This window comes from Burkholderia sp. AU16741, assembly GCF_002223345.1.
GTDB classification, from domain to species: Bacteria; Pseudomonadota; Gammaproteobacteria; order Burkholderiales; family Burkholderiaceae; genus Burkholderia; species Burkholderia sola.
Window position 1 is genome coordinate 832672 of record NZ_NKEZ01000008.1, and the last position, 12566, is coordinate 845237.

General features: G+C 65.4%; 11 protein-coding genes and 1 pseudogene. 10 read left to right on the plus strand and 2 right to left on the minus strand.

Features of this window, described 5'->3' with window-relative positions; all coding sequences use genetic code 11:
* The first annotated feature begins 20 nt into the window (after window positions 1-20).
* The 4 genes from CFB89_RS24180 (at window position 21) to CFB89_RS24195 (ending at window position 4485) form a co-directional block, all read left to right on the plus strand.
* On the plus strand, window positions 21-875 hold the full coding sequence (locus CFB89_RS24180) for a helix-turn-helix domain-containing protein (protein ID WP_069616873.1): 855 nt from the start codon (window positions 21-23) through the stop codon (window positions 873-875).
* Window positions 876-998: 123 nt separating this feature from the next.
* A complete protein-coding gene (locus CFB89_RS24185) occupies window positions 999-2672 on the plus strand; it encodes an ATP-dependent helicase (protein WP_089470072.1) in 1674 nt (557 codons plus the stop codon).
* A 197-nt stretch (window positions 2673-2869) separates the two neighbouring features.
* Window positions 2870-4087, plus strand: a complete 1218-nt coding sequence (locus CFB89_RS24190; protein ID WP_179233523.1) for a DUF6402 family protein — start codon at window positions 2870-2872, stop codon at window positions 4085-4087.
* Between the two features lie 26 nt (window positions 4088-4113).
* On the plus strand, window positions 4114-4485 hold the full coding sequence (locus CFB89_RS24195) for a hypothetical protein (protein WP_244132680.1): 372 nt from the start codon (window positions 4114-4116) through the stop codon (window positions 4483-4485).
* A 160-nt stretch (window positions 4486-4645) separates the two neighbouring features.
* Here the strand turns inward: CFB89_RS24195 and CFB89_RS24200 are convergent, their stop codons facing one another.
* Window positions 4646-6205, minus strand: coding sequence for a methyl-accepting chemotaxis protein (locus CFB89_RS24200; protein WP_089470074.1), 1560 nt, complete (start codon window positions 6203-6205; stop codon window positions 4646-4648).
* Window positions 6206-6436: 231 nt separating this feature from the next.
* On the opposite strand from CFB89_RS24200, the gene CFB89_RS24205 reads away from it, so the two are divergent.
* Complete coding sequence (locus tag CFB89_RS24205) at window positions 6437-7951, plus strand: MDR family MFS transporter (RefSeq protein ID WP_089470599.1); 1515 nt, start codon at window positions 6437-6439, stop codon at window positions 7949-7951.
* 41 nt (window positions 7952-7992) lie between these two features.
* On the opposite strand, the gene CFB89_RS24210 is transcribed toward CFB89_RS24205, so the two are convergent.
* Window positions 7993-8991 carry a quinone oxidoreductase gene (locus tag CFB89_RS24210; RefSeq protein WP_089470075.1) on the minus strand — a complete coding sequence of 333 codons (999 nt, stop codon included), beginning with the start codon at window positions 8989-8991 and terminating at the stop codon, window positions 7993-7995.
* 131 nt (window positions 8992-9122) lie between these two features.
* On the opposite strand from CFB89_RS24210, the gene CFB89_RS24215 reads away from it, so the two are divergent.
* The 5 genes and pseudogenes from CFB89_RS24215 to CFB89_RS24235 all read left to right on the plus strand — a co-directional run bounded on the left by CFB89_RS24215 (window position 9123) and on the right by CFB89_RS24235 (window position 12480).
* Window positions 9123-9995 (plus strand): LysR family transcriptional regulator, encoded by an 873-nt coding sequence (locus tag CFB89_RS24215; protein ID WP_089470600.1) that lies wholly within the window; start codon window positions 9123-9125, stop codon window positions 9993-9995.
* 81 nt (window positions 9996-10076) lie between these two features.
* Window positions 10077-10567: pseudogene (locus CFB89_RS24220) on the plus strand (N-acetyltransferase family protein).
* A gap of 9 nt (window positions 10568-10576) precedes the next feature.
* Window positions 10577-11422, plus strand: a complete 846-nt coding sequence (locus tag CFB89_RS24225) for a MerR family transcriptional regulator (protein WP_089470076.1) — start codon at window positions 10577-10579, stop codon at window positions 11420-11422.
* Between the two features lie 351 nt (window positions 11423-11773).
* Window positions 11774-11977 carry a cold-shock protein gene (locus tag CFB89_RS24230; protein WP_006485974.1) on the plus strand — a complete coding sequence of 68 codons (204 nt, stop codon included), beginning with the start codon at window positions 11774-11776 and terminating at the stop codon, window positions 11975-11977.
* A gap of 278 nt (window positions 11978-12255) precedes the next feature.
* A complete protein-coding gene (locus tag CFB89_RS24235) occupies window positions 12256-12480 on the plus strand; it encodes a hypothetical protein (protein WP_089470077.1) in 225 nt (74 codons plus the stop codon).
* The last annotated feature ends 86 nt before the right edge of the window (window positions 12481-12566 follow it).

Below are 12566 nucleotides of genomic sequence, written 5' to 3' on the forward strand. Positions count from 1 at the left end.
TCACGATCCGTTCCCGTAGCATGACCACTGAAGCAATCACCACGGATTCCCTCGCGGTTGCCGAGCGCGTGCGCGAGCTGATGACCCGCAACGGCATCGGCAAGCGCCAGCAGACCACCGAGCTGTGCCGCATCCTCGATCTGAGTTTCTCGCAAGGCCACCGCAAACTGCGCGGCAGCAGCCCCTGGACGCTCGCGCAAATCAAGAAAGTCGCCGAAGCGTACGGCGAGCCCGCCGCCCAGTTGTTCGGCGCGCAAACGCTCGACCCCGGCATGGTCGGCGCCTATTCGCAGGAAGCCGTCCTGTATGCGGGCGTCGCCGAGATTCCATGCACCGCCTGGATCGGCGCGCCGCTCGAAGCCGGCGCGCGCCCCGAGTTCGTCGCGTACGAACAGAACGGCCGTTGGCGCGTGCTGCGCCATACCGGCGTGCTGTACCAGAACGCATACGACGTACACAAGATCGAGATCTACCCGCGCCGCGCGGAGAGCGACAAGCTCGTCATCGCGGTGATCGATCCCGATCGCGTCAGCGCGACCGAGCTGTGCCGCTATCTCGAACGGCAAAGTTTCGCGACGGCCGCGTTCGACGGCCTCGCGGCGTTCGTCGACGCGCTGCAGGGCCAGGCCTTCGACGCGGTCCTGACCGAATGGCTGTTCGACGACGGCACGGCCGCCACGGCGATCAAGGCCGTGCGCACGTCCGACAACCCGGGCGCGCCGATTTTCGTGCTGACGGGCGACCTGCTCACCGGCCGCGCGAGCGAAGCCGACATCAGCGAAGTGATCCGCGCGTTCGACGTGGTGTGCTACGAAAAACCCGCGCGCATGGCGATCCTCAGCGCCGATCTCGCGAAGCGGCTCGCGCGCGGCTGACGTCCGCCGGGCAGGCCGCCCGTCGAACGGCCGACGCACGCGCGGCGCCGCGGGCATGAACGGGTTCCTCAGTACAATAGCCGCACCCGTTCACGCCCACGCCGGCATCCGCCGCCCGACTCCATGGCCCGCCTCATCCCCGACGACTGGAAAAGCCTCGCCGCGACCGGCGCGGCCGAACGCGAACGCGAAACGCTCGCCTCGCTCGAACACGCGCTCCCCGACAGCTACACCGTGTATCACGGCGTCCACTGGACGCGCGCCGACCAGGCGTTCTCGGTGTTCGGCGAAGCCGCGTTCGTCGTCGTGAGCCCCGCCGGCCGCGTGCTGCTGATCGAGCAGAAGGCCGGCTTCCTGCGCGAAACCCCGAAAGGGCTCGTGAAGGTCTACCTGCAGAAGGAGCGCAATGTCCCGATCCAGCTCGCGCGCACGCAGGAAACGCTGCACCGGCGGCTGACGGCGGCGCTCGGCGCGGGCGTCTACGGCGTCGAGGCGCTGCTGTACTGCCCCGACTACTCGATCCGCGACGCGTCGATCGCCGGCGTCGCGCCCGACCGCATCGTCGATGCGTCGCGCAAGGCACAGCTCGCGCAAGTGATCCTGCGGATCCTGCCCGAGGACGACGAACACTTTCCCAACGCGCCGAAGCTCCACCATTTCCTCGCGGACGAACTCGCGCTCACGCCCGACACGAGCGCGCTCGTCGGGCAGGCCGGCACGCTCGTCACGCGGTTGTCGGGCGGGCTCGCCGCATGGGCGCGCCAGCTCGACTTCACGCCGTTCCGGCTGCGCGTCACCGGCACCGCAGGGTCGGGCAAGACACAGCTCGCGGTACAGGTGATGCGCGACGCCGTCGCGGCCGGCCGGCGCGTGCTCTACGTATGCTTCAACCGGCCGCTCGCCGACTACATCGCGCGCATCGCGCCGCCCGGCGCGAAGATCGCGAATTACCACCAGTTGTGCGACTGGGTCGCGCGCGACGGCGGCTATACGCCCGACTTCCAGGTGCCCGGAGAATTCGAACGGCTCGAGGCGCGTTTCGCGCAAGCGCCGATTCCCGACCGCTGGCGCTTCGACGTGCTGATCGTCGACGAAGGGCAGGATTTCCATGCGCCGTGGGCGGCCGCGCTGGAGCGCCTGCTCGTGCCGGACGGCGCATGGTGGTGGCTGGAAGATCCGCTGCAGAACCTGTACATGCGCGAACCGGTCGCGCTGCCCGGCTGGGTCACGCTGAAGGCGCTCACGAATTACCGCAGCCCGCGCGACCTGCTCGACTTCGTGCGCGACGTCGTCGGCCGCGTCGAGCCGCTCGCGGCCGAACTGCGCTCGGGCAGCCCGTTCGACGGCTCCGACCCGTCGGTGTCCGCATACGGGGAAGATGGCGCGCCGGACGACGCACTGGCGCAAGCCTGCATCGACGCGACCAAGCGCGCGATCACGCAGGCGCTGTCGCTCGGCTTCCGCAAGCAGGACATCGCGGTGCTGTCGTACCGCGGCCGCGAAGGCTCGGTGCTCGCGCCGCTCGACCAGCTCGGCCCCCACCGGATCAAGCGCTTCACCGGCAAGTACGATCTGTTCGGCAACCCCGAATATCGCGAAGGCGACGTGCTGCTCGATTCGATCTACCGCTTCAAGGGCCAGTCGGCGCCGTGCGTGATCCTCACCGACGTCGACTTCGACACGCTCGACGCGCGTGCCGCGCGCAAGCTGTTCGTCGGCGCAACGCGCGCGACGATGAAGCTGCTGATCGTCGCGTCGTCGCGCGCGGCCGCGCAACTCGCGGACGCGGCGGGTTGATGCGGCGGGCGGGCGAACGCCTGTCCGCCCCGGGGACACTCTCCGATATCGTGGCCGTTGACACAATCGGGCACATTTCTCGATGCTCCGGCCCCTTGTCCACGCTCGTTTCGACCTCTTTAGGCCATACCTGACGGTTTGCCCGTTTGCAGCCGGCTTTTACGATGCCAGGCCATTCGTTGCAAACGGAATAGCCCATGGCCGACGTGAAAAAACTGCCGTACTACAAACCGAAAAAGGGATTGTTCGGATCAGCGTTGAGAGAATACAAGGGTTCCCAAGGGTGCGTTCCGCTTGATACGCAAAGGAGCGTATCGATCGACCGGCTTGCACCGGGGGAAAAGCCGCCGCCACCGCCTCCGAAAGCGATTTCCAGGCCTTCGAATGCCCCAAAGCCTCCTGCGCCACCTCGACCGCCGCCGCAAACCGATCAGGCAAGAACCAAAGAACCGCCGACGCAGGCGGAATCGGAAGTTTGCGAAAACCCGCCGCCTTTCGATCTCCAGGACGTGCCGATTGCGATGGACAATCTGGGCTGGAAGGTTTCAGCCAGGCTTGCGCGAATCTGGTTTGCGGGCGCGGCGCATACCTACAATGACGATCCAACGTCGGTCCAGCCAATGAATAACGATGACGTTACTCTTGATTGGGTGTTGAAATTCGGAAATGTCAGGAAAAAATACGAGAAACTTCTTGCAAACGATATCTACAGCGAGCGCTCCATACGCACAGCAACAGACATCACGAAGTCCTTTGTCAAAGAGCTATTTTTTGACAGAAATTCGACATTCAATTTCAACACCTCCTCGCTTATAGGAAATTTGCAAAAATTTCATAAAAATTGGCAATTTCAACTATCTAAAATAGGAAATTTTGACACCCTGAAAAACCTTTCCCCGACGGATCTCACAGGGGCATTGGCCAATTTTAATATTTATGCGGCCATTGGAAACGTCGAAATTTCCGGTGAAAAATACTTCAAATATGAAAAATCAAGCACCTTTTATTGCCTAAGCGCCACATGGAAAATTACGCACATCTATGTTTACGTGAAAGACAACTACTCATTCAACGGAAAACAATATTTAGGCCACTGGAACACGCATGGAGTGATCATTGCGACAGGGTCGCTTCTCACCGGATCAGGCTCGCCAAGGCGAGAATTCGACATTGATATTTGGTCAAAAAATATCAACAAACCAGTCGACACCCGAAGAAGCATGTTCGGGAAATTCAAAAAACCCGACGTTTACTTTCCGATCTACAACGCAGATTACAGTCGCTGGAGAGAGAGGCATCACAGAGGCAGAGACTTCATGCTATATTCGAAGCCAGTCTATTTGAAGCTTAATAAACCGATCGACCTTAATCTTGGTGAAATATGCCGAATAGAGCCACCAGATACATTGGCCTAGCCATTGCCATTTACCTATGCGCAGGTTTGATCATTCATTTCAGTCGCCCCGCCTACGGACGATGCGATTTCTATGATCGAGCGGATACATTGGATGGCGGCACAAAAAACATGAATGGCGTTTGGTATCGATTCAAGCTGTGTGGCACTGGCGGGAATGATCAGGACGCGACCGACGACAACATCGAACTAAGCGTGTTTAGTGAAAATGGCGAGCTTCTTGCGAGACGATATTTCTCCGTCAACTGGTATCACGGAGATAGCTCTCACCCGCCCCTGCGTTACGAGGGCAACCTGGTTCGCTATATCGACTTGACCGATGAATCGAATATAAAAAAACATCTGATGATCCCCCCCTCCAAGTGGGATTGGCTTCGCGCCAGATTGCCTTTGTTTTAAAGGTTATACCCTAAGTTTTCGATTTATAAGAAACAAAGCCCCACTAGCGGGGCTTTGTTTCTCGACAGACTGCGCGCTCGGATCACCGACGAGAGCATCGACCAACCCGCGAAACAGGTCGCATCAGCCCACAGATCCGCGGCAATTCACCCCGTCACGCTCAAGCCACCCGAAACGCCCCCACCGCGCGACGCAGCCCATCCGCCTGCTCCTCCAGCGACGCGGCCGCCGCGGCCGCCTGCTCGACGAGCGCCGCGTTCTGCTGCGACACCTGATCCATCTGCGACACCGCGCGGTTCACCTGCTCGATTCCGTCGCGCTGCTCGCTCGATGCGGCCGCGATCTCCGTCATGATGCCCGTCACGCGCCCGATCGCCTGCTGGATGTCCTGCATCGTCGCGCCGGCCGTACCAACGAGCCGCGAGCCCGTCGCGACACGCTCGACCGATTCGCCGATCAGCGTGCGAATTTCCTTCGCCGCGGACGCCGAGCGCTGTGCCAGCGTGCGCACCTCGCCCGCGACCACCGCGAAGCCGCGGCCCTGCTCGCCCGCGCGCGCGGCCTCGACCGCCGCGTTCAGCGCGAGGATGTTGGTCTGGAACGCGATGCCTTCGATCGTGCCGATGATGTCGGCGACCTTCTGCGAGCTCCGGTCGATCTCGTTCATCGTGCCGATCACCTCGCCGACGACCGTCGCGCCGCGCGTCGCGATCTCGCTCGCGCTGTCCGCGCACGCCTGCGCCTCGAGCGCGTGGTCGGCGTTCTGCTTCACGGTTGCCGTGAGCTGCTCCATGCTCGCGGCCGTCTCCTGCAGCGCCGACGCCTGTTCCTCGGTGCGCTGCGACAGGTCGGTGTTGCCGGCCGCGATCTGGTGCGTCGCCGTCGAGATCGCTTCGGAACCCTGGCTCACCTGACGTACCGTATCCGCGAGGCTGCGCTGCATGCCGGTCACCCCCTTGACCAGTTCGGCCATCTCGTCGCGCGACGACCAATGCACTTCCGACGTGAGATCCCCGTCCGACAGCCGGCGGAAATGCGACAACAGGCGATTCACCGGCTGCGTGATCGCGAAATGCAGGCCGATCGCACAACCGAGGCACGCGGCCAGGCCGAATGCGATGCCCGCGATCGCGCCCATGCGCATCCAGCCGTAATAGGTCTGCGCGGTGTCGTACACGTCCTTGCCGCGCGCCGCCTGGTACGCATCGAGCGCGTCGGTCGCCTGCGTGAGCGCGACCGACAGCGGCGGTGCGACCGTCATCAACAACCGGTCGGCTTCGTCGCGCCGCCCTTCGCGGATCGCATCGATCAGCGGCTTCAGCGCCTGTCCGATCAGCGCCTGGCGCGCGGCATCGAGGCGGCTCGCGAGCGGGCCTTCGTCGCCGTCGTGCGGCATCGTCGCGTAGTTGCGCCACGCCGTGTCCGCCTTCGCGAGATAGCCCTCGGCCTTCTTCACGAGATCGGGCACTTCCGGCGCTTCCGGATGGAGCAGCGCCCGGTCGAGCGTCGTGCGCACGATCGTCAGGTTCAGGCTCGCCGCGGACAGCGCGGTCTTCGCGGCCAATTGCTGCGTATAGGCCTCGTCGAGCGCGCGGTTCGAGCTCTGCATGCCCGCGAGGCCGATCAGCCCCGACACGACGAGCAGCGCGGCGACGAGGCCGAGCGTGGAGAAAATCCGCGTACGGATCGAGAAACGGGAAAACAGGGCGTTCAGGTTCATGACGGCACGTGAGCGATGAAAAATGCCGCGGCAATCGGTCCGCGGCCCTCTGTATTACGGGTTGCCTGCAAAAAACTTGAGTCCGTCCCTGCATTGCGGCTGATCGTGGTCAATTTTTCAGGCGGGCAATCTCCTGTTACGACTGCAACATATCAAGGCTGGGCAGAAATTGACTAGTCAATCATCCATGACTATATTTCGATCCAATTCCCTGCCATGGCAGATATCTCGATGACAACGGACACCTTTCTTACCCCGCCCGCCGCCGAAGCGGCTCGACGCGACGCGCCGACCGGGCTGATCGTCGCCGCGCTGCTGCTCGTCATGCTGCTGTCCGCGCTCGACCAGACGATCGTGTCGACCGCGCTGCCGACGATCGTCGGCGAACTCGGCGGGCTCGACCAGTTGTCGTGGGTCGTCACCGCGTACCTGCTGTCGTCCACCGTCGTGCTGCCGCTGTACGGCAAGCTCGGCGACCTGTACGGCCGCAAGATCGTGCTGCAGGCCGCGATCGTGCTGTTCCTCGCCGGCTCCGCGCTGTGCGGCGTCGCGCAAGACATGACGCAACTGATCGTGCTGCGCGCGCTGCAAGGGCTCGGCGGCGGCGGCCTGATGGTCGTCACGATGGCCGCCATCGGCGATCTGGTTCCGCCCGATCGCCGGGCGCGCTACCAGGGGATGTTCGGCGGCGTCTACGGCCTCGCGACGATCGTCGGCCCGCTGCTCGGCGGCTTCCTGGTCGAGCATCTTTCATGGCGCTGGATCTTCACGATCAACCTGCCGCTCGGCCTGCTCGCGCTCGCGGTGATCGGCATGGCGTTCCGGCCGCACACCGCGCACGTGAAGCACCGGATCGACTACATGGGCGCCGCGTTCCTCGCGACCGCCCTCACCTGCGTGATCCTGTTCACGAGCGAAGGCGGCTCGCTGCTGCCGTGGACCTCGCCGCAGCTGTGGATGACGCTCGTGCTCGGCCTCGTCGCGATCGGCGGTTTCATTTACGAAGAACGCGTCGCGGCCGAGCCGATCATGCCGCTCGACCTGTTCCGTCATCGCACCTTCGTGCTGGTCAGCCTGATCGGCTTCGTGGTCGGCGTCGCGCTGTTCGGCTCGGTCACGTTCATCCCGCTCTACCTGCAGGTCGTGAAGGGCTCGACGCCGTCGCAGGCCGGCATGCAGCTGCTGCCGATGATGGGCGGGATGCTCGTCACGTCGATCGTCAGCGGGCGGCTGATCTCGCGGCTCGGCTCGTACCGGCCGTTTCCGATCGCGGGCACGCTGACCGGCGGCGTCGCGATGGCGCTGCTGTCGACGCTGACGCTCGATACGCCGCTGCACACGATGTACGCGTACATGGCGCTGCTCGGGATCGGGCTCGGGATGGTGATGCCCGTGCTGACGCTCGCCGTGCAGAACACGGTCGAATTCCGGCACATGGGGGTGGCCACGTCGGGCGCGACGCTGTTCCGCTCGATCGGCGGCTCGCTCGGCGTCGCCGGGTTCGGCGCGCTGTTTTCGCACGGGCTGCAATCGCGGATGACGCATGCGCTGCCGGCCGGCACCGAGCTGCCGCCCGCGCTCGGCCCGGCCGCCGTGCATCAGTTGCCGGATGCCATGCGCGACGCGTACCTGCACGCGTTCGCCGGCTCGCTGCACGTCGTGTATCTGGCGGCCGCGGCGATCATCGCGATCGCGTTCGTGCTCGCGTGGTTCGTCGAGGATGCGCCGCTGCGCAAGCATCACTGAAGCGGCAGGCGGAGCGCGACGCGGCCCGCCCGCACCCGCCGTCACGCCAGCAGCACAACCGCGCCCGTCGTCGCGCGCGACTCCAGCAACCGGTGCGCATCGGCCGCCTGTTCGAGCGGCAGCCGCGCGCCGATCTCGACGTGCATCCCGCCCGCGAGCCGGTCGAGCGTCGCACGCGCGGCGTCCCGATATGCACCGACGTCGCGCGCGATGAAGCCGAGCACGCTCGGTCGTGAAAGCGCGATCGAACGGGCCGGCCCGAGTTCGTCGAGATCGAACGTCTGCCGCGCGCCGATCGCCGCCACCTGCCCGATGCTCGCAACCATGCCGAACGGACGGACCGCTCCGAGCGTGCGGGCCAGCACGTCGCCACCGATTCCGTCGATCGCATAGTCGACGCCTGCACCGCCGCCGAACGCACGCGCGGCCGCGACGAAATCGTCCTCGCGATAATCGACCACCGCTTCGGCGCCGTGCGTGCGCACGAGCGCGGCTTTCGCGGCCGATCCGACCGTGCCGATCACCCGCGCGCCGAGCGCACGCGCCCACTGCGTCGCGAGCAGCCCCACGCCGCCGGCCGCCGCATGCACGAGCACCGTATCGCCGGCGCCGACCTGCCGGACGCGATGCAGCAGCATGTAGACGGTGATCCCCTTCAGCAGCCCGGCGGCGGCGGCTTCGTCGCTCAACCCGTCGGGAATCGGCAGCACGCGCTCGGCCGGCATCGTGCGCAGGCTCGCATAGCTGCCGGTCGGCATGCCGGCATATGCGACGCGCTGGCCGGGCACGAGCGCCGTTACGCCCGGCCCGACCGCGTCGATCACGCCGGCCGCCTCGACGCCGAGCGCGGCCGGCAGCGCGGGCAACGCGTGCGCGCCCGTCCTGAAATAGATGTCGACGAAATTCACGCCGATCGCGGTCTGGCGAATCCGCACTTCGCCGGCGCCGGGCGGCGCGACGGGCCCATCGACGCGACGCAGCACGTCGGCGTCGCCGTAACGGTCGATTCCGATCCGGATGGCGTTGGCAGTTTGGGTCATGACGTTCCTCTCTATCGAATGAAGTGACACGATCATCCCATCGTGCATAATCGAACGGAATTCACGCTGAACGCCCATCTACTGTGCAAAATTCGACCGATCACGATTCTCCCGCCGCGCGCGCGCTGCAGATGAGCTGGGACGATGTCCGCTACTTCCTTGCGGTGATGCGCGCCGGCAGCCTGTCGGCCGCGGCCCGGGCGCTGCAGGTCCAGCATTCGACGGTCGCGCGGCGCATCGACGCGCTCGAGTCGGCGCTCGGGATCCGGCTATTCGACCGGCTGCCGCGCGGCTGGCCGCCGACCGACGAAGGGCTGCACCTCGCCGAGCACGCCGCGCGCCTCGAAGCCGACGCGCATGCGTTCGCACGGGCGGCGCAGGGCGCGGCCGCGCTTGACGGCGTGGTGCGCGTATCGGCGTCGCCGGTGTTCGCCAGCCATTTCCTCGCGCCGCGCCTGGCCCGGGCGCAGCGCGCATGGCCGGCGCTGCGGATCGACCTGATCGGCGAGATGCACGCGGCGAACCTGTATGCGCGCGAAGCCGATCTCGCGGTGCGGCTGTCGCGGCCGAGCGAGCCGGGGCTCGCCGCGCGCCGGCTCGGCACGATGCGCTTCACGCTGTGCGCGGCACCGGAATGGGCGGACGTGCCGCCCGACAGCTGGCCGTTCGTCGGCTACGACGATGCACTCGCGCAAACGCCGCAGCAGCAATGGCTCGAACGCTTCGCGGCCGGGCGCCGTTTTGCGTTCATCGCCAACGACCTGGCCGCGCAGCACCGCGCCTGCGCAGCCGGGGCCGGTGTCGCGCTGCTGCCGCGGTTTCTCCTCGACGATCCGGCCGCGCACGCCGGCGCACCGCTCGTCGAACTCACGAACGCGCCGCGCTGCGACATCGAGCGCGAGATCTGGCTCGTCGTTCACCCGGACGTGCGCCGGTCGCCGCGCGTGCAGCGCGTGGCCGACGCGATCGCCGATGCGGTTCATGCAGCGGACGGACGGCTGTAAAGCCGCCGAAACGCAAACGGGCTTTGCCACGCGCCGCGGCGGCCGGCATAGTAATGCCTTCACTTCGTCCGCCCTGCCGCCATGTCCACAGCTCCCGCCTGCGTCGTGCGCGACGCGACCGACGCCGACCTCGATGCGATCCACGCGATCTATGCGCACCATGTTCGCCACAGCGTCGCGTCGTTCGAGGAAACGCCGCCCGACGCCGCCGCGTGGCCGGCTACGCGTACGCGACGCCGTACCGCACGCGCAGCGCGTACCGCTTCACGATCGAGGATTCGATCTACATCGACGAGGCGCAGCGCGGGCGCGGAATCGGCCGCGCGCTGCTGGAGGCGCTGATCGCGCGCTGCGAAGGCGGCCCGTGGCGGCAGATGATCGCGGTGATCGCCGACGGCGGCACCGGCGGCTCGACGTCGCTGCATCGCGCATTTGGCTTCGAACCGGCCGGCCTGCTGAAGGCGGTCGGTTTCAAGCACGGCCGCTGGATCGACACGGCGCTGATGCAGCGCCCGCTCGGCGCCGGCGCGAACACGCGCCCCGCCTCGCCCGAGCCTGCCGCGGCGCGCTAAAATGGCCGCATGTCAAAACAGACTTCTTCCACGCCCGACGAGGCCGTGCCGGATTCCCGCAACGAGTACACGGTGGACGAACTCGCGCGCGTGTCCGACACCACCGTGCGCAACGTCCGCGCCTATCAGGATCGCGGGCTGCTCGCGCCGCCGGAGAAACGCGGGCGCGTGGGCATCTACGACGACACGCACGTCGCGCGCCTGAAGCTGATCAACCATCTGCTCGCGCGCGGCTACACGCTGTCGAACATCCAGGACCTGATCAAGGCGATCGACGAAGGTCACGACCTGCGCTCGATCCTCGGCCTCGAAAACGCGATCGGCGGCCGCTGGTCGCACGAGCTGCCGAAAACCTATTCGCTCGCCCAACTCGCGCAGATGTTCGGCCCGCAGGCGACCACGCAACTGTCGCGCGTGACCGAACTCGGGCTGCTCGAACGGCGCGGTCTGTCGTTCGTCGCGAAAAGCCCAGCGCTGCTCGAGGCGGCGGCCGCAATGACGAAGGAAGGGATTCCGCCACGCGAGCTGCTCGACGTGATCAGCCTCGCGCGGCCGCATTTCGACGCGATCGCGCGGCTGCTCGTCGATCTCGTCGTGAAGCGGCTGGACCGCTACGACGCCGGCACGCTGCCGCCGGCCACCGACGTGCCCGAACTCGTCGACGCGATCTGGCGGCTGCGCCCGCTCGCGGCCGTGTTCGTCGAAGGCGAGACGAACCGCGCGCTCGAAACCGCGGCCGGCGCGTATCTCGGCGGCCGGGTCGCGACGATCCTCGACAAGAAGCTCAACGACGAAGCCGAAGCGGCGCGGCAGTCCGGTACGAGCGACACGCAACGCGACGGCGACAACGCATAGGCGCGCGGCCGTCGTGCATGCGTCGGCTTGTCGCCACGACACGCGGGGATCCGGTTCGCGGCAAGGTCGCAGGCCATTACCGGTGAATGGCCAGAAGCGCCGCTCGGCGCGCATTCCAGCCAGACGGCCCCGCATCGCTCCGCCCACGGCCCCCTCGTCGCGACACAGTTACAAGTTATTCGTTGACGCAAGCCCGCCCGACGGTTAGTGTATGCGCCGAAGTCCAAGAAGTCCGATTGCTGTTCATCAATTGCTCGCTCCTCCCAAGCGGTATTCGTTGTCCTCTCCCTCCTTGACGCTTCACGCGCTCTTCAACAGAGCAAATCTCTATTTTTTTCTCAAGGAATCTTCATGGATACCGGTATCGTCAAGTGGTTCAACGACAGCAAAGGCTTTGGTTTCATCACGCCGGACAACGGCGGCGACGACCTCTTCGCTCACTTCTCCGAAATTCGTGCCGACGGCTTCAAGACGCTGGCTGAAAACCAAAAAGTGAGCTTCGAAACGAAGCAGGGCCCGAAGGGTCTGCAAGCGGCCAACATCAAGCCGCTGTAAAGTTTGAAGGGCCCGGCGTCCGTCGACGGACGCCGGGTCGCAGCGACATCCCCACGGAGCTTCGTCTCCTAAAGTTGGCGCGATCGGCTTCAGCTGCATCTGTTTATTCAGCAGCTTGCCACGCGCTACACGTCTCGTTGCACTTCATCCCCCCTCCGGCCGCAACGCCTTATTTTCGCTTTCCGACTGCGTCAGATTCCGCTCGCAATGGCGTTGAATCGGCGTACCCGTGCGCATTTCGCACGGCACGCGCGCACTCGATCATCATTAAAATTAAAATGCACAACCAACGAATTCAACAGTACAACGGCTATGCCGTCCAACCCTCGGCGCATCGCCTGCCCGACGGGAGTTTTTCATCCAACCTGCTGCTCGAACGCGCCGATAGCACGCGCGACGAAGGCCGCTACCAGTTCTACTCGCTCGACTACTTCCCGAGCGAAGCGCAGGCGCTCGCGCATTCGGCACGCTGGGCGCGCAACTGGGTCGATACGCGCGGTTAAAGGTTGCGCGGCTGTCGATATCCGCAGACGGTCATAAAAAACCGGCGGGCAACGTGCCCGTCGGTTTTTTTGCATGGCGCGCCCGT